Origin of the sequence: Psychrobacter sp. KH172YL61, assembly GCF_007182895.1 — a bacterium.
In the GTDB taxonomy this organism is placed as follows: Bacteria; Pseudomonadota; Gammaproteobacteria; order Pseudomonadales; family Moraxellaceae; genus Psychrobacter; species Psychrobacter pacificensis.
Window position 1 is genome coordinate 2,816,474 of the sequence record NZ_AP019516.1, and the last position, 22,647, is coordinate 2,839,120.

Sequence of the window (22,647 nt, forward strand, 5' to 3'; positions counted from 1 at the left end):
GTTTTATCACCTCAAACGGCAGTGAGTGGTCAACATGGACAGTAACCCTACCCCGCGCATTTACCTCGGCACTGGTGGCTATAGCGACACGGATTTGCTCGGCACGCTGTACCCACAAGGCACCAAAAAAGCGGACTTTTTACGTGAATACGCCAAACAATACGGTGCAGTCGAAATAAACAGCACATTCTATGCGCCCATCGGGCAAAAAAGCCTTGCGGGGATGATTGATAAAGCTTACACACAAGCTAATAGCCAGTTAAAATTTGCCGTTAAACTACACCAAGACTTTACTCATGCACGTAAAGGCACTGCCGCACACGCACAGGCTTTTCTTAACGCCTTGTCGCCACTTGTTGAAGCGGATGCGTTAGCGCCGTTACTGCTCCAGTTCCCACATGGCTTTGACCGTACTCGCGAGCATCGTCTGTACTTGGCAGAACTTGTCAGCTGGTTTAAGGACTATCCGCTTGCCATCGAGTTTCGTCATAACGGCTGGCACACGCCGCAAGTAATCGATAGCTTTAAACAGCAGGGGCTGATTTGGTGCAGTGTCGATTATCCTAAAGTCAGCGGGCTGCCGCCCTCGCGCCTGATATTTACCGAACGTACGGGCTATCTGCGAATGCATGGCAATAATCTGAACTGGTGGGATGCGATGAGCGCGGCTGATCGTCATGATTATCGCTACTCTGAGGCTGAGATGAACGACTGGGCGCAAGCGATTACCAATCAGCGTCAGCATTTTGATACGCTCTATATCTTTTTCAAAATACGGTGAAGGCGCATGCTTATTATAATATTGCGATGCTGCGAGAAGCGTTGGGTAATTTTGGGTTTGAGGTTTTGTAGGATTAAGTTTAAATAATAATCTTAACTATATTTGTAGGCTGGGTTTTTAACCCAGCATTTTATCTTGCAAAGTTTCAAAGCTAGGTTAAAAAACCAAATTACGTCTACTAAATATTATCAACTGGTATCAATTATGAAACATCGTTTTGTACTTACCCTAGTCTTATTATCTTGCTTTCAATTGGGTTGTGTCAGTACAACAAAAAGTATAGATATAAATAAAAATAATATGGAACAAAAAGACGTTATTGTAGAGCCAGCCAAAGTTGTTATAGAAGAAAAAAAAGCTCGTAAAAGACCGACTGATCTTTTTACTCATTATCCATCTGAGTCACAGATGGTGGCTATTATCTATGGCGAGTTTGTACTTAAAAATAATTGTCTATTGCTTGAGCTTACTGGACAAGATGCTTTTATAACCCCTGTCTTTCCTCAAGGCAAAGCCACTTTTTTAATAGAGGAAAATGCTGTTATGCTAGGAGATATTAAAGTGCCATTGGATGTACAAGTAGGCACAGGCGGCGGCGCTTTACCTAAAAATAACGTGGTTTATGCTACTAAAGGTGATGCGTCATGCCTAACAGATAGAGTGTTTATAACAGATGCTGATGTGATTGCTATTGAAGAGGACACAACAATTAAATAAGGTCTATATTCATTAGCGGCTCCCAAACTGTCCATTAAAACCAAAAAAGGACGCCTCTCAGCGTCCTTTTTTATTAATCGAAACTTAAGCGTTAAGATTACTCTTCAACGCCTGCGTCTTGACCTTTATATTTTGCGTTTGCGTAGTCCCAGTTTACGAGCTTGTCTAGGAAGGTATCTACGTAGTCAGGGACGACGGTTACGGTAGTCGATGTAGTATGCGTGTTCCCATACATCACAAGTCAATACAGCGACTTGGTCGTGCGCTAGTGGGGTGTCTGCGTTGCCAGTTTTGGCGATAGACAGTTTGCCACCCACTTTATCAGCGACTAGCCATGCCCAGCCTGAACCGAACTGTGAAGTTGCCGCATTTTTGAACTCTTCGCGGAACTTGTCATAGCTGCCAAAATCTTCTTCGATTTTTGCTTTTAGATCGCCAGTAGGTTCGCCGCCGCCGTTGGTTGGCGTCATGCAGTTCCAGTAGAACGTGTGGTTCCATACTTGAGCGGCTTGGTTGAACATACCTTGCTTGCTGTCATCTTTAGCAGTCGCTTTGATGATTTCTGGTAAGGTTTTGTCTTCTAAACCAGAACCTGGTAGTAGCTCATTTAACTTGTTTACGTAAGCAGCATGATGCTTGTCATGATGATATTCTAGCGTCTCGGCACTGATATGTGGCTCTAGCGCGTCTTTTGCATATGGGAGATCTGGTAAAGTAATATTTGACATAATTATTTTATCCTTGCTTATTTGTCCACTCATACTACTGTCTCTCTAAATACAGACATACCTAAAATAGATACGCCTTAAGAATAGAAACACTTGGTATCGAGCTAAATTGGCTGAGTTGATTGTTTGAAGTGAATGTTATCGCTTAATACACGTGATTGCTTAACACTGTATCACGTATTATTATGAATCCAAAATTAACCTAGCTGTTATTGTTCGTCCAAAAGCCAAGTGTTTGACTCTATAGACTTATATTAACTTAATATTCACAAGCTATAAGATATATTTCACTGTAGCTTGGTCACTATTATAACAACAGCCCCTAATAATATCAGTTACCAAATGTTATAGCTCGTATATTCTGCATCGTCACTGGTTATTTATTCAACGATGACCTTTTACCTCGTCAAACCCTATGCCATCAGTACTAACATCGTTATCGAGGTCGATCTTATAGCATCTATAAAAATGCCAAAAGTTAAAGCTCGGCTAATTCATTCATATTTTTTATATAACGGAACGACCCTATGAGCACTACCGATACCGTACAACTTGCTCCCCAATCAACCTCTAATAACCAGTGGGTGCTGGCCAGCAATAACAAAGGCAAACTGGCTGAGTTTAAACGGCTATTTGCCGAAGCGAACTTGGACGTGACGATTGTCCCGCAAGGTCAGCTCAATATCGACGATGCGATAGAAGATGGGCTCAGCTTTGTCGAAAACGCCATTATCAAAGCCCGTCATGCCAGCCGTCTGAGCGGCTTGCCTGCGATTGCTGATGACTCAGGACTGTGCGTGCCTGTACTCGGTAATGCCCCCGGCATCTACTCGGCGCGCTATGCTGGCGAGCACGGTAACGATGACAAAAACAACGCCAAGCTCATTGCTGACTTGCAGCCGCTACGCAACGCCCAGCCTGACACACCGATTGAGGGTATGTTCGTTTGCGTATTAGCGATGGTGCGTCATGCAGATGACCCATTACCGATTATCGCTCAAGGCTTATGGCACGGTGAGATCTTAGACGCACCGCATGGCGACGGCGGTTTTGGCTATGATCCATTGTTTTGGTTACCTAATCTACAAGCCAGTGCGGCAAGCCTAAGCGCGGCTGATAAAAATCGTCTCAGTCATCGGGGGCAGGCTATTCAGCAATTATTGGCACAACTGCCTTTATAGGTTCTCTTATAAAAACTTTATAGGTTCTCTTGTAAAATAAGTGCGCTTGTCATCGCAAAAAACCTTAGAAACCCTGCCGTCAAAGAGATAATTTTTACTTTAATAAGCAGATAGATTATACTGTTCTACTTTTAAAATTTTGTTGAAGGCCGTTATTTGCCTGTATAATTCACCAAAAAGCGTTATTATGCGGTGCATTAACGGTTTATAACTGATATTTGGTAACCCTGACAACTTCGACAGTGTCACCCTTTGGTATCAGCGGCGATTGCTACTGGTGCTGATTTTGAAGTGGCGGGCTTATCATTATCCCCTATTTATTCCAGCGACAACCGTCGTACACGCCCGTAATTTGAGGCACGGTTTGTCTATTACCATTTAACCCAAGTACTATCTCATTAATCAAACGTACTACTTAATCCTAAAGGTGTAATGAACATGGCTACAGATTTGCAAGTCACAACCAACAAGCTATCTAATAAAGAGACTCAGCTCACGGTTAAAGTACCCGTTGAAAAATTCAAAACAAAGTAGAAGGCCGCATCAGTTAAGTGGCGAAAACCGCCAAAATCGACGGTTTCCGTAAAGGCAAAGTGCCAATGTCGCACATCCGCTCACAGTACGGTGCAGGCATCCAGCAAGAAGTGATCAACGATGTGATCCGTGATACGGTCTTTGAAGCGATCAAATCTGAAGACATCCGCGCGGTTGGCATGCCAAACATCGACGACGTCAAACTTGAAGACGATTTCTTGGTGTATCAAGCCACCGTTGAAATCTTCCCAGAAATCGACGTACAAGGTATCGATGAAATCGAAGTTGAGCGTCACACGGCAACCGTCAGCGACGAAGACGTCGACACCATGATCGAAAACCTGCAAAAGCAGCGTCAAGAGTACGTTGAGAAAAAGGTAAAGCGACTAAAGATACTCAGGTCACTTTCGACTTTGAAGGTTCAATCGACGGCGAGAAGTTTGAAGGCGGTAGCGCTGAAGACTTCAAACTAGTCATCGGTAGCGGCCAGATGATTCCAGGCTTTGAAGACGGTATCAAAGGCATGAAAGCTGGCGAAGAAAAAATTATCGATGTGACTTTCCCAGAAGATTATCAAGCTGAGAACCTAGCTGGTAAAGAAGCTCAGTTCAAAATCAACGTAAAATTGGTTGAAAAACCTAAGTTACCTGAGATCGATGATGCTTTCCTTGAGCTATTTGGCGTGACTGAGGGCGGCGTAGATAAACTAAAAGAAGACGTACGCAAAAACATGGAACGCGAAATCAAGAACGCCGCGCGTAGCCAAGTGAAGCAAGCGACTTTTGATGCATTGCTAGAAAAGAACGAGTTTGACGTACCAAGCGCCATGCTAGAGCAAGAAATCGAGCGTCAGCGCAACATGATGATGCAACGTTTTTCTCAGCAGTTTGGTGCGAGCGCTGATAGCTTCGATAAAGACATGCTGCCAAATGAGCTGTTTGAAGAGCAAGCGCTACGTGCAGCCCGTCTTGGTATCATCGTTGCCCGTGTTATCGACACCGAAGGTCTAGAAGTGGATCAAGAGCGTGTTGAAACCTTCATCAAAGAAGCGGCTGAAAACTACGAAGATCCAGCGGAAGTAATCGAGTACTACACCAATGACAAGCAGCAACGCGCTAACATTGAGTCTGTGGTACTAGAAGACCAAGTAGTAGATTACTTGATCAGCCAAGGCAAAGTGACTGACAAAGAAGTCAGCTACCAAGATTTGCTAGCGGCTCAGCAACAACAGCAGCAAGGTATGTAATCTAGACTGAGCGCTGTATGGTGTTAAACCATAACACCATACAGCACGCTTGTTCTACATATCAAAAATACGGCCCCGATCATCGATCGGGGCCGTATTTTTGTGCACGCTCAATGGCTTTTTTGATTAACCAATCGCTAGCATGGTCGTTACGCAAGACGCATCAGCTAAGACTACGCTCAAAGTCTTGCAATAATACACCCTATACTAGAGCAGGTACAAACACCGCACCCAGTCCAAGTACGACCAGACCACGCTGTAACCATAAGTTATTGCCTAGGCGCTGCTGTAGCTGCTGGCTGACCAACGTACCAACTGCATATAGCGCCAGCATCGTCACTAGCATCCCTGCATAAAAACCCAACTGACCACTTACGCCAGCATTCGCTGGTACTTCAAGGGCATGTGCCAATCCGTGAAAGACTGCCAAACCACCAAAACCAAACAACGATAGTTGCTGGATGCTTGGCGTATGCGCTGGCTGCGTACGCGCTGAAAAAAGCTTCTTGTCGACTCTTATCACTCATCAAAATCAGAGCCAATACGACCACTGATAGCGATATGGCAATCTCAATCCATCCAGATGATGCCGCAAACCCAACACCGCCAACCAACACCCCAATAGTGCCCAAAACGGCCCCTAGTGATAATCCAGCTGCCAATGACATCATACCTAGGCGCTGCTTTTGTAGTCCATAAAACAACATACCCATCCCTACCGCCAAAAACAGATGATCAAGACCCGTCACTGGATGCATCAGTCCCGCTTGCAATGTGCCCAAAAACGAGGGCGCTTGCATAGTAGCCGAGTGAAGATGACCCGAATGTGCCTGCGCCAACGACGGTACCATCGTAAAGGTTGCAAGCGTCATTGAAGCCGCTGCTATTTTTCGAGAAGATAAAGCCTGTGAAAAACGGGCTTTATGACTGTGATGCTCTTTTGTATGTTCTGTCATGGGGTTGACTCCTTATGATGAATATTTTAATGATTGATGAGGGGCTATTAGTTAAGCGAGCATACCGTGCTCTTTGATAAAGGCAATAATTTCATCCAGACCATCACCGGTTTTCATATTGCTAAAGACAAAAGGCTTATCGCCACGCATTTTTTTGGCATCGCGCTCCATCACCTCAAGCGATGCGCCAACCATTGGGGCAAGATCGGTTTTATTGATGATTAATAAATCCGACTTGGTGATACCAGGGCCCCCTTTACGAGGTATTTTGTCACCCGCTGAGACGTCAATGACATATAAGGTCAGATCAGACAGCTCTGGGCTAAAGGTCGCGGCAAGATTGTCACCACCCGATTCAATGATAATCAATTCTAGGCCCTCAAAGGTTTCTTGCAACTCGGCAATGGTCGTCAGGTTGATAGAGGCATCTTCACGAATCGCGGTATGCGGACAGCCGCCCGTCTCTACGCCGCGAATACGTTCAGCTGGCATCGCATTATTGCGTGTCAAAAACTGCGAATCTTCTTTGGTATAAATATCATTGGTGACAACTGCCATATTGATCGTATCACGCAAGTTTTGACACAATTTTAGGGTCAAAGCGGTCTTACCACTGCCGACTGGCCCGCCGATGCCGAGGCGTAAGCAGGATAAAGAAGCAGGCGGATTTGACTGGTCATTATCAATATGTGAGTCAGGTGTAGATTGGATGCTTTTTGTTTTGATCGGGGTTAGAGACATGGTAAGCTCCTTAAATGTTTCATATAGGAATAGTGATAAATAGAGATAAAGGTACAGTTATGAGAGATAAAGGTACAGTTATGAGCGGAACAACCGGCTGTATTGCTCCTCATGCATACTTGAGAGAATCGCCAAATTGGGCAAGCTATTAGAAATATTGAGCCTGTCATAGAGGTCTTCGCACAGCTTTTGATAACCCTGATGTTCACTCATATTGAGCGTGTCGATCGCTTTTGATGACCTAATTACATTCTCAAAGGCTTGCTGTATGCTATCGCTCAGCGCTTCAACTTCAGAGCCAAGATCACTTTGCAGCTGCCACAAGATACGCTGACCTGCCATTTGCCCGAGTGGTACAGTCTTGACAGCAGCGAGCACCATATTTTCCAATTGAGCAAATCCATAGGTGGTCATCGACTGCATGAGTGGCAGCTGCCAATGCTGGGCAATGTGAGCAAAAAGTGGTAAATAACCATCATCAGGTATCTCAGCAGGTATACCAAGATTCAGTACCTCGTTGAGCCAAGATACCATCGCTTGTGCCAACTGCTGCGACTCTAGTATAAACTCTTTACTCTCAAGGCCTGCATGATAATCATGTGCCAGATTTGCCGCTAGCGCTTCATGACCTTGATCAAGCGCACACATGATCAGTGCCAATATAGGTAGCTCGTAGCCAATAACAGCCAGCGCTAGATAGTCCTGCATAAAGGTAAGCGTACTGGTTTCATCAAAGACAACCCCTGACTCAATCGCTGACTCTACACCTTGCGAGGTAGGTATAGCTACCAATCGGCAAATTGCTCGATGCCAGCATCAACATCTGTCCAAGTTGGACAGACTGAGTAGGCTGAGTACTGCCATCAACCCTCATTTGAATGACCTATAGACGCATTATGATGGCTGTGGCTGTCATCATGGTTATGACTGTGATTGTGGTTGTGGTTGTTGTCATGGTCATCATGGCTATGCGCGTCATTATGCGAATGCGTATGAGCGTGAGAATGGCTATGCGAATGCCCGTGTCCTGTCTGATAAGCGCCTGTTTCAGGCTCAAACGGCACTGATGCAGACTCAGTATGCAGCCCAAGATTTTCTAGCATTTGTGCCAGTACATGATCGTTTTCAAAATACAGCGCGTATCCTGCTGCACTGTGCTCAAACATTAACGGCACATGGCGATTGCCCAAATGATACGCGCCTTTCATTAATAAAAAATCATCGGCTGCCGTCACTTTGGTCACCGCTTGGGGCTTGGCGATGACTTGCATCAACTCCCCCTGCGGCATTGGTGAGGACGTCATCTCCTTTTAAGACACCAGTACGCGGCAAATCGATACCGACCGCCTCCCTGAAACAGTAATGGCCCTAAAGCGAGAATGCTGACGAGTATCAAAGTCCAAAAGCAGATAGTCATCCGCTTGGCGCTGGGCAGTCAATTGCGCTTGTTGGATATCACTTAAGGTAGGGAAGACGGGTATTAAATATTTTCATAAATATAATGCTCTGTTTACTGTGGCTCAAACGATTGAATAATAGTATTGATAATAAAAGTGCCCAAAATGGCAGTCAGCAATCAATGAGAAGATCACCCAAAACCAGCTCTCTATAAGCCTGTGACACGCTTTTTAAGACAGCCTTTAGCCGTGTGTCTTTAAATCTTAAAATAAAAATCAGAATAAGAAATAACGCTGTGCCATGGGCAGTACCTCAGCAGGCTCACAGGTAAGTGTCTTACCATCGGCACGTACTTCGTAGGTCTCAGGATTGATGTCCATATCTGGGCAGTAGCTGTTGAGGCGCATATCGCTTTTGCGAATCTCACGTATCCCATGGACAGGCTGAATCACTTTTGTCAGTCCAAGCTGTTTATCGACTTGTTTGTCTATCGCGGCTTGCGACATAAAGGTGATACTGGTTTGAGCAACCGATTTGGGATACGACGCAAACATAGGACGATAATGCACAGGCTGAGGGGTGGGAATAGAGGCGTTAATATCGCCCATCGGTACCGCAGCGATCAGGCCACCTTTGATGATGCATTCAGGTTTTACCCCAAAAAACTTGGGCGACCACAGCACCATATCCGCCCATTTACCCACTTCAATGGAGCCGACCATATCGCTAATACCATGCGTAATCGCAGGATTTATCGTATATTTTGCAATATAGCGTTTGATGCGAAAGTTATCATTGTCCGCGCTTTGATCGTAGTCGGTCAGAGTAATATGCTGCGCTTGATGCTCTGTTTGTGCTGTCGCATCTGGAGCCAGATGACCACGCTGAACTTTCATTTTGTGCGCCGTCTGCCATGTGCGAATGACCACTTCACCCACGCGCCCCATCGCTTGTGAGTCACTACTCATCATCGAGATAGCACCCAAATCGTGCAAGATGTCTTCAGCCGCGATGGTTTCTTGACGAATACGGCTTTCGGCAAATGCTACGTCCTCTGCGATAGCAGGGCTTAAATGATGACAAACCATGAGCATATCGAGATGCTCATCAATGGTATTGACGGTATAAGGCCTAGTAGGATTGGTGGAAGATGGAAGCACATGCGACTTGCCAATGGCCTTTAGAATATCAGGCGCATGGCCACCGCCTGCGCCTTCGGTATGAAAAGTATGAATACAGCGGTTTTTAAATGCGCCAAGCGTACTCTCAAGATAGCCACTTTCATTTAACGTGTCAGTATGAATCGCAACTTGCACATCATAGTCGTCAGCAACGCTCAGACAATTATCAATAGCTTGCGGCGTCGTACCCCAATCTTCATGTAGCTTGAGTCCGACGGCACCCGCTTCGATTTGCTCAGCAATTGGAGTGGGCACACTCACATTGCCTTTACCCAATAGCCCAATATTCATAGGGGATACTATCGGTAGATTGTAGCATTGAGGCAATATGATATGCCCCCGGCGTACAAGTAGTCGCGAGCGTACCTTGGGCAGGGCCTGTGCCACCGCCTAGCATCGTGGTCACCCCCGACATCAGCGCCGTCTCACACTGCTGAGGCGCGATAAAGTGAATATGACTATCGACGCCGCCTGCGGTGAGGATTTTGCCTTCACCAGCGATGATTTCGGTCTCGCCGCCAATCGGAATATCGATGGCAGGCTGGATATCAGGATTACCCGCTTTACCAATCGCGCTGATACGGCCATTTTTGATACCGATATCGGCTTTGTAGATACCCGTATAATCTACAACCAGTGCATTGGTAATCACGGTATCTGCAACTTCCGCGCCCAGCAGTTGCCCTTGACCCATACCATCACGGATGACTTTGCCGCCGCCAAATTTGACTTCTTCACCCTTAATCTCGGTAGTATGGCTAGTACCTTCATCACTTTGTGACGTATTCGCTTGGTCAATAGCAGTATCTTTATGGCTGGTCAAATCCGCCTCAACCTGTAGCCAAAGCTCAGTATCAGCGAGACGCACTTTATCGCCGGTAGTCGGACCAAAATGCTCTGCATAAATCTGCCGACTTACCCGCTTTTGCGAAGTAGCCAGTTGCTTTTCATCGGTCTTATCTGGTTGAACCGCGCCCATGACACGACCTGCAAAGCCATATACTTCCTGCTTGCCAGCATAAGCCACCAATTCTACCTCTCGCGACTGCCCCGGCTCAAAACGAACTGCCGTGCCAGAGATGATATTTAGGCGATACCCACGGGTCTGCTCTCTATTAAAGCTCAGCGCATCATTGACTTCATAAAAGTGATAATGCGAGCCGATTTGGATCGGTCTATCGCCAGTATTACTCACACTGATGGTCTGTACTTGTCTTCCTTGGTTTAGGATAATGTCACCATCTTGGATGTTATATTCGCCTGCTTGCATGGGAGCCGCCTTATGTTGGAGTGATCATTTAGTGATAGACAGAACTATACGATGGGATTGTGTACCGTGACCAATTTGGTACCATCAGGGAAGGTCGCCTCGATTTGCACTTCATCGACCATCTCTGCCACCCCTTCCATGACATCATCGGCAGACAGGTAAGTAGCCCCTTCACTCATTAATTCAGCCACTCTTTTGCCATCTCTAGCCCCTTCCATCAGCAGCATACTGATATAAGCGATGGCTTCGGGGTAATTGAGCTTAACGCCGCGGTTTTTGCGGCGCTCAGCCACCATGCCAGCGGTAAATAGCATGAGCTTGTCTTTTTCTGTTGGCGTCAGATGCATGGCAAATCCTTATTTTATTTATTATAAAAGTTATAGCAGATTATCAGGTCGTGTGGCTTAGCTATGAAAAACCGTAGACTTAGGTGTCCCAAATACGCGGACGGCAAGGCTCAAGCTGCCACCAATGATGTCGCAAGCCTTCTCTGATTTGATAAAAAGCTTCAAAACAGCCGCGCACATCTGAACCGATATACCGAATATTAATGGCTTGACCGTTATGAGTACAATAAACCGGTAATCTAGCCTCAGCAATCATATGGCGTAATGCAACGATGGTATTGTCTAAATAGCGAGCTAGGGCCTGCTTCATCGTTGCTAAGGCTGTCTCGTCTGATTGTGCGGCAGAGGCAGGCAGTGCAGCGTTGTCATGTACATCGCTCAAACTTGGCACTGCCCAAAATGACCCATAAATATGCTGATCTGCTAGTCCTAGACTCGATGTAAACCAGCGACTTTGGGCCGCCTGTTTGACCCGATCAGCAACGATAACCTTACCTTCTCGGTAGATATTTAATCCAGTATGATAACGCCCTTGCAGGAACTGCTCATCATATGCTTGCCGCCCAAATACGCTAATCTCCCAAGTCAGCAAGCTAGATGAGTCAGCTAAATCAAAACGGCTCACTGCATGCATATTGGCTTCGTTATAAATAATACTCTCTTGTGGTAGCCATTCTAAGCGAACATGTGCGGCGAGTTTGGCTTGCAGATGTTGGCTTGCATAGGCAGCTATCTTGTCTTGGCTCATACTTTGGTGCGTGTCGTTGTCGTCCGACCGAGCTTTATGTTTTTGGCTGACACCGTCATTACCATACCACTTGCCCGCCCCTGGTGTGGTGATAACAGCATGGCTGCCATTGTCTAAATGCAACTCTATCGTCGGCGTATCACCGCCTGCGATACCTGCTGGCGGATATAACATCAATATATGGCAAATGCCTTGTTGCACACGTGGCTCAGGATATAGGGCACGCTGTATCATAAGCGCGCCCGTGTGCTTACGATGAGATAGCCGCGTCTTAGCGGTAGCAGCCATACTTTTGACAGTATCTTTGCGCTTAACAGTGTCAAAACTCAATGTTAAAGAAGAAGCCCAACTCATTTTATATACTCATTTGCTCATTTTACTCATTAAATACAATCTAGTAATCTGGTTCCTGACCAAAAAGTCAGTTAATTTCACTGTCCATACAAGCATTATGCCAACTCATATGCAAATACTCTTACATACAGTCCACCATCACACCCAACATAATGATTTTACTTTGGTTTTGACTGTATATTTTTTCTTACTAACATGACAAAGCTGGTTTAGCTATTTTTTTAACAGCCTTTTAACGCTGATAACCATTAGATAAATAACGGTTTGCACCAAATTGTGGCGTTTTTCGTTAATATGCACCATTTTTTAGCATTCAAACTTGGACTATTAACGCACTATGTCAGGCCGCACTTTCTACTTATAAGAATAACTATGAGTAAATGCGCTTAAGGATTCTTTTGACAACCCACATTTGCACAATTGAATAGTAAGATAGGTAGATTGCAAGGCAGTTAATCAGGTATTCTATGTTAAAAGTATGGTGAGACACTGCTCTATGATATCCATATCGGGGTAAGTTTCTGTGGGATACGCCTGATTTGCAGATAGAATCTGCCTTTTTGGATATTCTTTCAACTTATATATAAAAATATAGCGGACTCACTTTTTCACCTATTTTATGTACAAACGGGTTTTATAGGCTTGAATAGTGGGCGTAGTCCCCCTATAAACTACCCATTAGCACAAAACATACCAGACAATAAAACCATTTTAACTGTTTTTTATTTTATCCCTTTATCGATAGGACTTTTCTATGACAGATTATGAACGCATCACTGCTAACCCACATTTTGATATGCTAATGAGCGCTCACAAAGAAGTACAAACCACCCAAGCGGCGCTAGTACCAATGGTGGTTGAGCAGTCTTCACGCGGTGAACGCTCGTTTGATATTTTTCACGCCTATTGCGTGAGCGTGTGATCTTTTGACAGGCCAAGTCGAAGACCATATGGCCAATCTAATCGTCGCACAGCTGCTATTTCTAGAAGCTGAAAACCCTGACAAAGACATTCATTTGTATATCAATTCACCAGGTGGCTCAGTAAGTGCAGGCTTGGCAATCTTTGATACCATGAACTTTATCAAACCTGAAGTATCCACCATCTGTATGGGCGGTGCTTATAGCATGGGCTCATTCTTGTTGGCCGCGGGTCAAAAAGGTAAGCGCTACTCACTCGCCAATGCTCGCGTGATGATTCACCAGCCATCAGGCGGCGCGCAAGGCCAAGCGACTGATATCGAGATTAATGCTCGTGAAATCCTCAAAATCCGTGATCGCCTAAACCGCATTTTGGCTGAGCGCACCGGCCAGCCACTCGAAAAAATCGAAAAAGACGTCGAGCGCGATTTTTGGTTAGATGCTGAGGAAGCCAAAGAGTACGGTTTGGTTGATGAAGTATTAGAGCGCCGTCCTGAATCTTTGTAATCTCAAATAAGCGCTACGCCTCTCAAACGAGTGCGCCATCATAAGAATAGTTATAGTCTGTTTGTATGGTAAATCAATATGCCGCTCATACCTGATAGATCGTAAGCAGGTATGAGCGTTCAACCAATACAACCATCGATATGTCGCAAATAGACTAACCAGTTTTAAACTTTAGGAGCGCCTTTTATGGCAGAAGATAACACCCGCATTGTTCGTTTTGTGGTAAAGCCAAAAGTGATGTACAGCAGCTGATTGCTGCTGATGACGCCAATATCTGCAATGAATGTATCGAGCTATGTACTGATCTAATCGCAGACAGTGCAGAACACAGCGATGACGACAGCGACGTAGATACCTCATGGGTCAACAAAAGCTACCTACCCCAAAAGAGCTGCGTGCCAAGCTTGATGAGTATGTCATCGGTCAGGACGCTGCCAAAAAAGCGTTATCGGTCGCGGTATATAACCATTACAAACGTCTAAAAGTCAGCCAGACACTTGCCAATAACAGCAAAAAGCCAAAATCGGTGCTGATGACGCGATGGTAGAATTGGCAAAAGTAACATTTTGCTGATTGGCCCAACGGGTTCTGGTAAGACCTTGCTGGCGCAAACCTTGGCTCGTCTGCTTGATGTGCCATTTGCAATGGCCGATGCCACCACCTTGACCGAAGCAGGGTATGTCGGTGAAGACGTTGAGAACATCGTGCAAAAGCTACTACAAGCGTCTGACTACGATGTGGCCAAAGCGGAACAAGGCATCATCTATATTGATGAAATCGACAAAATTAGCAAAAAGGTGATAACCCATCGATTACCCGTGATGTATCGGGCGAAGGCGTGCAGCAAGCGCTGCTAAAGCTGATCGAAGGCACCGTTGCTGCGATTCCGCCGCACGGTGGTCGTAAGCATCCACAGCAAGAGCTGATCCAAGTCGATACCAGTAACATCCTAATCATCGTCGGCGGCGCGTTTGCAGGACTTGATAAAGTCATTCAGCAACGTACCGAAAAAGGTGGTATCGGCTTTAACGCAGATGTTAGCTCAAAAGACGACAGCCGTCGTAGCTCAGACTTGCTACAAGAAGTTGAGCCAGAAGATTTGATCAAGTTTGGTTTGATTCCTGAGCTCATCGGTCGTCTGCCTGTGCTTGCAGCGCTCAAAGAGCTTGATGAAGAAGCCTTAGTCCAAATCCTTACCGAACCTAAGAACGCACTGGTCAAACAGTACAAGTACTTGTTCGATATGGAAGGTGCTGAGATCAGCTTTACAGATGAAGCACTTGATGCCATCGCCAAAAAAAGCAATGGAGCGTAAAACTGGCGCGCGCGGTCTACGTTCTATCGTAGAAAACGCCCTGCTTGAGACCATGTATGAGCTACCTTCTATGGAAAATGCCAAGACCGTGATGGTTGATGCAGAAGTCATCAATGAAGGTAAAATACCTAAAATTGCTTAATGCATAATGCGACTTAGATGGCTCATTATTAGTAATGAGGGTATTCAAAAAAAGCGTCTGGCCTTATAAGCCACGGCGCTTTTTTATGTCTATCGATCGCCTAAATTATTTATCAAAAATTTGATTAACCTTTATATTCCAAGAACACTTAACAGTATAGTGCTTTAGAGATAATTGACGCTCCTCATTACAAAATGATAGCAGTATTTATCAATCGCAAGTAGACCTCATGATTAATCATGCTAATGTAGATAGTCTATTGCGACTTTTATTCTACTGCTGTTTTCCAACGTCTATGGCACCTATGAATACTCACTCTTAATAATACAAAGGACTGTTTATTATGCTTAACAATATAACCACGATGGCGTCCTCATTACGCCAGCACCTGCCCTTTATACACCCAGCGAACAAGATAATGATATTGCACCTTATTACCAAAATCATGTCGCCGCCATTACTGGCGCAGGTTCTGGGATGGGACGCGAGCTTGCGCTTCACTTAGCAAAAATGGGCTGTCATGTGGCGCTATCAGACATCAATGTAGAACAACTGACACGAACCAAAGAGATGCTGGTTGGTTATGATGTTAAGGTCACCATGACTGTACTTGATGTATCAGACAATGACGCTATGCAAGCGTGGGCGGATAGCGTGATGCGCGACCATGGCAAAGTCAATTTCATCTTTAACAATGCAGGCGTGGCCTTCTCTTCGACGATAGAGGGCGCTAGTATTGAGGAGCTTGAATGGGTGATGGATATCAATTTTTGGGGCGTGGTTTATGGCACCAAAGCGTTTTTGCCACTCATCAAAAACAGTGTCAAACAAAGCGAGGTGACGAGTGATAATCAAAACGATCAACCCCGCCAGTTTAAAGAACATGGTCATGTGATCAATATCTCCAGCTTGTTTGGTTTGACCGCTCAGCCTTCATATTCTGCTTATAATGCCAGTAGAGTTTGCGGTACGCGGCTTTACAGAAAGCCTGCGTCAAGAGCTTAACATTCAGAATTGCGGTGTATCAGCGACCTGTATCCATCCAGGCGGTATCAAAACCAATATTGCCAATAGCGCACGTGGCAATGATAGTACCAGTACGGTCGGTATGCCTACTGGTGATAAAGCCATTAAAAGCTTTAATAAACTGTTGAAATTTGATGCCAGCGAAGCAGCTTGGATTATTTTACATGCCGCTGCGACCAATCAGCAGCGCTGCTTAATTGGGAATGATGCCAAAATGGTTGATGCCATTCAGCGGGTATTCCCATCACATTATAGTGAAGTTATAAACGACATCACTCAGTTATCGCGTAAACTAAAACCAAGACGCAATAACAAGCGTAGTGATAAAACAAGTACCGCACCATAACTAACTGACGCTCCTTAAATAAAAAAGCCCTACTGTTTTTGAACAGCAGGGCTTTTTTGTTGTATGGTCACGAATACAAATTTTTAACCGTTTTTAGGGCAGCTTCATATCACCAGCGACTAGCCAGCCCATACGGCGCATGATGTAAGCGACCAAACCTGCAATCACTGCAGGCAATACAAACATCAGAAGGACAATCGCTGTCCATAATTGGGTCGTACTCATGATTTCTTGTGATGCTTCAATAACGCCGAACACACCAACCAGACCAGCGGTACCCATGCCCGCCCCTGTCGCCGTACAAGCCAAGCCAAATCCGACAGTCGCGATAGGGCCAACGATCGCGCTCGCAATAACGGCAGGCAGCAAAACGATAGGTTTTTTTAGCACATTAGGGATTTGCAGCATGCTGGTTCCCAATCCTTGAGATATCACGCCACTAAATCCATTATCCTTAAAACTGGCCACGGCAAAACCAATCATATGCGCGGCACAGCCAACAACTGCGGCACCGCCCGCCAAACCCCCAAGGCCAATCGCAATACAAATGGCAGCGCTCGATGTCGGTAGCGTCAATAAGATACCAACGACGACTGCAATCACGATACCATCAGCAATGGCTGTAGCTCAGTTGCCGCGTGAATCCCTTGCCCAATCGCATTAACTGCCGCAACAACAGGCGGATTGAGCAGCGCACAGACCAATAGCGCGATACCACACACTGCTAAGGGCACTAATAAAATATCGAGCTTGGTCTTGCCTGCGATCCACGTACCAGCGCGATAAGCGAATACAGACGTCAGATAAGCGCCGATTGGGTTGCCTGGCAGTGCTACAAAGGTCGCAGGGCCACCCTCTTGTGGTATGAATAGCGTTCCTGCCATTAGTGCTTCAGAATGCGCACCCAACATACCTGCTACAAGGCAGCTAAGCATCACGAGTGTTGGCGCTTTTAAATAATAAGCGATACCTACCCCAATGCCCGCCCCCATCAATATTGACGCAAGCTTACCCACGGCGATTAATGCGGGCAAATTCAACCAGCCACCGATTTGCGAGATAATCAAGCCAGCAATTAGTGTGACAAATAGCCCTAACGCCATGCCCGTAAAGGCATTGATAAAGTACTTTTGAAAGAATGCTTTGATAACGCCTGCTTGCGGTACTGCTGAGGGAGATGCTGTCATAACCATACTCTTTATGAATATTTTGATTAAGGAGAAAAGATAATAGAGTGCTTAATAAATTAAAGAGATAAAAAAAGCGTCATGACGACGCTTTTTTATGATCACAAATACTTCTTATATATACCGATTATTATATATAGCGCTTGGACTAACGACGCTGTTCAACGATAATAGAGTCAATACCGTTATTTTGTAGGCGCTGCTGTGCTGTTGTCACTGCCTGACGGTTACTTAACGGACGCGAGATTACCTGATAGATAGGTAAGCCATTACCTGTCGTATTTTTGACTACTCTGGCATCCACGCCTGCCATCAATACTTGGGCGCGGCGACGATCTGCTTCATCTGCATCACTAAAGCTATTGATCTGCAAAATATAGGTCGCAGCAGGTTTGGCCGCTTGAATACTTGCCGTACCTGCTCCTGCATTGTTGTTACGGGTCGCAGAGTTGCTGGTGTTAGCAGGTGGCGTGCCATCATAAGTTGCGTCCTCTTCAACAACAACAATATCGTCGCCCGCAGCAGTATTACTACCGCCACTGGTCTCGCCTGCAGGACTTTCCACATTACCAAAGCTACCAGCATTATCTATACCATTAGCTGCCGTACTATCCGGCTGGGTCACGACGACATCCGGCTCAAACGCGCCAATATCTCCCTATCTGATCGTTATCAATCTCAGCGATATCTTCATCAGGAATGGTTGCCATCTCTTGATTGGGCAAAATATCGTAGAATTCATAATCGCCATTATCGGTATCAGTATCTACGCGCGGCTGCACCTGCCTGTCAGGATCGTTCTCGGCGCTACCATCAGCGGGACTAAAGTTGAATAATGGTGAAAGGTAGATAAATACCCCGATCATAAGGGTCAATACCGCCCCAACAAACATCCACAATAAGCCCGATACGCTACTTGATTTGCGCTTTTCTGTTGCGCCTTTCGGTTTTTTTGGCTAGCATGGATCTCGTTCTCCCTACTGAATTTAACGGTCATCATCGAATTAATGCTATTGGCTGTCTATACTCATGTCACATGTTAGAAAATGACTACATAGCAGAAGGTGCTGACAAACCAAGCAGACCAAGGCCGTTCGCCAAGACCTGTCTAACTGCTTTGGACAAGCGCAAACGTGCTTGCATCAATGCCATCTCATCTGAGCTTGGTGTTTCACCTGTCGTGAGACTGACAGGCAAAATGCGATTGGTGTCATACCAACCATGGAACAATGCAGCAAGCTCTTTTAAGTAGTTAGTCAAGACATGCGGCTCGTAGCCAGTCGCTGCACGTAATAGTGTCGCTGGATAACCAGCTAACAGTTTAATCAACTCGTCTTCATTGGGCGCATTAAGCAAATCTTGATGTGCCAAACCAACAGCATCATCTACTGCCAAATCGTAGGTTGCCAGTTTTTCTAATACACGGCAAACGCGCGCATGCGCATACTGAATATAATACACTTGATTGTCTTTGCTTTGTGATTTGGCAAGCTCTAAATCAAAGTCAATGTGTACTTCAGGCTTACGCGCGACATAGTAAAAACGCGCCGCATCATTGCCGACTTCTGCACGTAAATCACGCAAAGTAACGAACTGACCTGAGCGTGAAGACATTTGTACTTTTTCACTGCCGCGCCACAATGCCACAAACTGTACGAGCACGACATCAAGACGTTCAGCATCAATCCCCAACGCGAGCAGCGCCGCTTTTACGCGTGGCACATAACCATGGTGGTCGGCGCCCCAAACGTTAATCACTTTGTCAAAACCGCGATCAAACTTGTTTTTATGATAAGCAATATCCGAGGCAAAATACGTCGACTGACCATTAGCACGGCGAACCACGCGGTCTTTTTCATCACCAAAATCGGTCGATTTGAACCAGATGTTGCCGTCTTTTTCGTACAAGTAACCTTTGTCATCGAGTATTTGTAGGACAGGCTCAATCTCGCTATCAATCGATCTTTCACTGAACCAGCACTCGTAGCTCACACCAAAGTCATTCAAATCGTCTTTGATATCGGCCAAAATACTGCTCAAGGCGGCATTTAAAAACAGCGCATAGCTGTCACCAAGCAAGGCTTTGCTACCCGCAATCAAGCCATCAATATGCGCTTCTTTGTCACCTGAAATGAGCGTTTTTCGCCATCCGCATTGATCTCAAACTTTGCGTCTTCTGGTACGTCTTTGGCAACATCGGCAAAACGATGAACGTAGCTGTCACCATGCTGCGTTTTTAATGTCTGTGCGATATCACTGACATAATCGCCTTGGTAGCCGTTGATTGGGAACGTGATTTGCTCACCATTTAGCGCCAAATAACGCAAATAGGTACTGGTCGCCAAAATATCCATCTGACGACCCGCATCATTGACATAATACTCGCGAGTGACGTCGTAACCGATGGCTTCTAGTAAGTTTGATACGCTCATACCAAACGCTGCACCGCGTCCGTGACCGACATGCAGGCTTGAGGTCGGATTGGCAGAGACAAACTCGACTTGTACCTTTTGACCATCAAACTGATTACTCAGACCAAAACGATCTTGCTGAGTAAAAATATCGTCCAATACCGCAAACTTAGCCTCTGAGTTTAAAAATACGTTGATAAACCCAGGACCGGCGATTTCTACTTGGCGAATGTCTTGATTCTCAGGGAGTGCATTGACGATTTTTTCGGCAAGTTGGCGTGGATTGGCCTTGGCCGCTTTGGCCGCCGTCAGTGCGATATTGCTGGCAAAATCACCGTGGCTTAAATCTTTCGTACGCGTGATTTGGCTGTTGTTCTGCCAGTCGCTTGGTAGCGTACCATCTGCTTGTAGGGTTTGAATGGCATCATTGAATAGGGATGCAAGCGTATCAATTTGGGCTTGTGACATAGGGATTTGAACTCAATTAAATAAACAACAAAAACGGTGCGAATGCGAGCAGTCGATAACTGCTTATTATAGTGCCGACCGACATTGCAGGGATAAAATAATGCAAAAGATAAGTAATCTGTAAATATAACAATCTTTGCGCTTTATTGCACCATTTGCGCCAAAATTAGCCCTAAAATCTTACCGTTATGACAACTAATATTGATAATTGGGATTAATATAAATTTTGTTCGCTCGTTTGCTGATGCTTAGTAAAATAAATCTGGTATAAATAATATAAAATCAATGAGCGAATGACTTTGTCAATTGTAGCGTTCCTGTTGCCCGATACTGGGCAGTCGTTTATACCAACCGCTTACACGTTATAATGATGGTTTATATTGCGCTTCTATGACGCTTTTACGCCATAGAAGACGCGTTATTACCCTATAGGATTACGCTATGTTTGCTATTGCTGCCAGTACGGTCACCAGTTGGGGCTTGTACGTCTTACTGCCGATATTCATCGCTTTCTTATTCTTTATCATGTGGGATATCTCTAAAACTTCTGATGCTGGGCGCGCAGGTACCTTTTGGATCTTTTTGGCCCTTGGCGCAGGCTCTGTTGGTTTCATCCTTAAAATAGTCATGGAAGTCGCTTTCAAAAAATGGCTGATATAATCAGTCATTTTTCGTCATTAAATCCCAAATATTTCTTATCGAGCCTTATCGATAATTGCTTGTGTTTGCTTAGCAGATAGATCATATAATGCAGCGTCACTTCCAGCGGGCTGCAATGTCCCATAGTTTTTATTATTTAACCACAGCTCAGCCTTATCTTTGGATACTTTTGATGCCAACTGAATTTGTGCCTTTGGCAGCGCTACTTTTGGCGATACGGTGAATAGCACTGAAACAGGCTTATCTATTGAGGCGTCACTTGAGTAGCCTGCCACTCGGCAAGTACGCGTATTATCACAAACCACTTGCCAGTCGTCTTGTACAAAACCTGAATCTTTGGATGGTGTCCCGTATCCTGCGAGAGCAGGTAGCGATAGCAAGCTGATGGTAGCTACAATAAAAGTCTTGCTACTTTTTCGCAATCAAAGTCGCACGCATGGGTGCAGGATATCCTTCGATGGTCTTAGTTGAGTCATTAGGATCTAAGAAGTCTGCTAACGAATGATAGGTCATCCATTCGGTTTTTCGTTGTTCCTTCATTGAGGTGACAGCCACATCGACACAACGCACTTCTGAGAAACCTGCTTTTTCTAGCCAACCTATCAATGCGGCGACCGATGGTAAAAAAATACACGTTATTCATCTGCGCGTAGCGGTCGTGCGGTACTAGGACTGTATTGGCATCGCCTTCGATAACTAACGTCTCAAGCACTAGCTCACCGCCTTTGACCAACTGCCCTTTCAACTGTTGTAAATGCTCGAACGGTGACTGGCGATGATAGAGCACACCCATGCTAAATACGGTGTCAAACAGTTGGCTATGCTCTGGCAAGGCCTCGAGCGGCACAGGAATATAATGCGTACGGTAACGGCCTGTATTATGAGTATGGGCATCCGCGCTACCGACAAAATGACGAATCGCCATAAACTGATGGTAAAACAAGCATGACGGATCAATAATAATGACCGTGTCCGCGCCAGCCCCTGCCATACGCCAACCGTGATAGCCAGAACCTCCGCCCACATCCAATACACGCCGACCATCAAGCCTACTTAAATGCGGCGCAACACGTTGCCATTTCCAATCACTATGCCACTCGGTATCGATCTTAATACCTGACTCATCATCGCCGATTTGACCGCCAATCTGAAATGGGCCTTTACGCCACGGCATCAACTGCTTTAATAACGCCGTTGTTTGTTTGCGCTGAGACTCATTTAGACTTGCCTCAATCGTCAATATATCGCTGTTGAGATCGACGTGATTGACAGCCAATTGTGGTAAACGAGCGACTGACGCTTGATAAGCAGGCGCATGTGCGTAGTTAGCTTTGTCCTTGATGTCATTTAACCATGTTGGCAGTCGCGTCAGCCACTCATAAGCGCTCGGCTGCTGCTGAGCCAGCTCTAATAGGGTTAAATATAGTTCGCGTTCGGCGTGCGTAATTGTGTCGTTTAGCATAGAAGCAGATTACCGTAATGA

General features: G+C 45.5%; 11 protein-coding genes and 11 pseudogenes. 8 read left to right on the forward strand and 14 right to left on the reverse strand.

What is annotated here, in order from left to right:
* Positions 1-34: 34 nt before the first annotated feature.
* Entirely contained in the window at positions 35-781 is a 747-nt protein-coding gene (locus PKHYL_RS14975; protein ID WP_240365503.1) for a DUF72 domain-containing protein, read from the forward strand.
* A gap of 135 nt (positions 782-916) precedes the next feature.
* Positions 917-1,498, forward strand: coding sequence for a hypothetical protein (locus tag PKHYL_RS14980; RefSeq protein ID WP_240365504.1), 582 nt, complete (start codon positions 917-919; stop codon positions 1,496-1,498).
* A 97-nt stretch (positions 1,499-1,595) separates the two neighbouring features.
* Here PKHYL_RS14980 and PKHYL_RS14985 read toward each other — a convergent pair.
* Positions 1,596-2,226: pseudogene (locus PKHYL_RS14985) on the reverse strand (superoxide dismutase).
* Between the two features lie 527 nt (positions 2,227-2,753).
* Here PKHYL_RS14985 and rdgB point away from each other — a divergent pair.
* Both rdgB and tig read left to right on the forward strand, forming a co-directional pair.
* Complete coding sequence (gene rdgB / locus PKHYL_RS14990) at positions 2,754-3,407, forward strand: RdgB/HAM1 family non-canonical purine NTP pyrophosphatase (protein WP_071002886.1); 654 nt, start codon at positions 2,754-2,756, stop codon at positions 3,405-3,407.
* Positions 3,408-3,845: 438 nt separating this feature from the next.
* Positions 3,846-5,187, forward strand: a pseudogene (gene tig / locus PKHYL_RS14995) (trigger factor).
* 202 nt (positions 5,188-5,389) lie between these two features.
* Here the strand turns inward: tig and PKHYL_RS15000 are convergent.
* The 8 genes and pseudogenes from PKHYL_RS15000 to PKHYL_RS15035 form a co-directional block, all read right to left on the reverse strand.
* A complete protein-coding gene (locus tag PKHYL_RS15000) occupies positions 5,390-5,617 on the reverse strand; it encodes a HupE/UreJ family protein (protein ID WP_240365505.1) in 228 nt (75 codons plus the stop codon).
* The gene (locus PKHYL_RS15005; protein ID WP_240365506.1) at positions 5,583-6,143 is read right to left on the reverse strand and encodes a HupE/UreJ family protein; all 561 of its coding nucleotides are present in this window, start codon (positions 6,141-6,143) and stop codon (positions 5,583-5,585) included. Before PKHYL_RS15005 ends, PKHYL_RS15000 begins: the two co-directional genes overlap by 35 nt.
* Positions 6,144-6,194: 51 nt before the next feature.
* The gene (gene ureG, locus PKHYL_RS15010) at positions 6,195-6,884 is read right to left on the reverse strand and encodes an urease accessory protein UreG (RefSeq protein WP_083328925.1); all 690 of its coding nucleotides are present in this window, start codon (positions 6,882-6,884) and stop codon (positions 6,195-6,197) included.
* 78 nt (positions 6,885-6,962) lie between these two features.
* On the reverse strand, positions 6,963-7,676 hold the full coding sequence (locus PKHYL_RS15015; protein WP_240365507.1) for an urease accessory protein UreF: 714 nt from the start codon (positions 7,674-7,676) through the stop codon (positions 6,963-6,965).
* A 71-nt stretch (positions 7,677-7,747) separates the two neighbouring features.
* A pseudogene (ureE, locus tag PKHYL_RS15020) lies at positions 7,748-8,338 on the reverse strand (urease accessory protein UreE).
* A 219-nt stretch (positions 8,339-8,557) separates the two neighbouring features.
* Positions 8,558-10,733: pseudogene (gene ureC / locus PKHYL_RS15025) on the reverse strand (urease subunit alpha).
* Positions 10,734-10,777: 44 nt separating this feature from the next.
* Positions 10,778-11,080, reverse strand: a complete 303-nt coding sequence (gene ureA, locus PKHYL_RS15030) for an urease subunit gamma (RefSeq protein WP_057761815.1) — start codon at positions 11,078-11,080, stop codon at positions 10,778-10,780.
* 79 nt (positions 11,081-11,159) lie between these two features.
* Entirely contained in the window at positions 11,160-12,182 is a 1,023-nt protein-coding gene (locus PKHYL_RS15035; RefSeq protein WP_240365509.1) for an urease accessory protein UreD, read from the reverse strand.
* 802 nt (positions 12,183-12,984) lie between these two features.
* Between PKHYL_RS15035 and clpP the strand changes: the two are divergent.
* The 3 pseudogenes from clpP (at position 12,985) to PKHYL_RS15050 (ending at position 16,438) form a co-directional block, all read left to right on the forward strand.
* A pseudogene (gene clpP / locus PKHYL_RS15040) lies at positions 12,985-13,609 on the forward strand (ATP-dependent Clp endopeptidase proteolytic subunit ClpP).
* A 186-nt stretch (positions 13,610-13,795) separates the two neighbouring features.
* A pseudogene (gene clpX, locus PKHYL_RS15045) lies at positions 13,796-15,066 on the forward strand (ATP-dependent protease ATP-binding subunit ClpX).
* A gap of 477 nt (positions 15,067-15,543) precedes the next feature.
* Positions 15,544-16,438: pseudogene (locus PKHYL_RS15050) on the forward strand (SDR family NAD(P)-dependent oxidoreductase).
* Positions 16,439-16,531: 93 nt separating this feature from the next.
* Here PKHYL_RS15050 and PKHYL_RS15055 read toward each other — a convergent pair.
* The 3 pseudogenes from PKHYL_RS15055 to argS form a co-directional block, all read right to left on the reverse strand.
* Positions 16,532-17,631, reverse strand: a pseudogene (locus tag PKHYL_RS15055) (PTS transporter subunit IIC).
* A 142-nt stretch (positions 17,632-17,773) separates the two neighbouring features.
* Positions 17,774-18,578, reverse strand: a pseudogene (locus PKHYL_RS19080) (SPOR domain-containing protein); the annotation flags it as partial.
* 97 nt (positions 18,579-18,675) lie between these two features.
* A pseudogene (gene argS / locus PKHYL_RS15065) lies at positions 18,676-20,504 on the reverse strand (arginine--tRNA ligase).
* A 441-nt stretch (positions 20,505-20,945) separates the two neighbouring features.
* On the opposite strand from argS, the gene PKHYL_RS15070 reads away from it, so the two are divergent.
* A complete protein-coding gene (locus PKHYL_RS15070) occupies positions 20,946-21,164 on the forward strand; it encodes a DUF2788 domain-containing protein (RefSeq protein WP_071002875.1) in 219 nt (72 codons plus the stop codon).
* Between the two features lie 35 nt (positions 21,165-21,199).
* Here the strand turns inward: PKHYL_RS15070 and PKHYL_RS15075 are convergent, their stop codons facing one another.
* Positions 21,200-21,586 (reverse strand): DUF1176 domain-containing protein, encoded by a 387-nt coding sequence (locus PKHYL_RS15075; RefSeq protein WP_071002874.1) that lies wholly within the window; start codon positions 21,584-21,586, stop codon positions 21,200-21,202.
* A pseudogene (cmoB, locus tag PKHYL_RS15080) lies at positions 21,573-22,626 on the reverse strand (tRNA 5-methoxyuridine(34)/uridine 5-oxyacetic acid(34) synthase CmoB). Before cmoB ends, PKHYL_RS15075 begins: the two are co-directional and overlap by 14 nt.
* Positions 22,627-22,647: the final 21 nt, after the last annotated feature.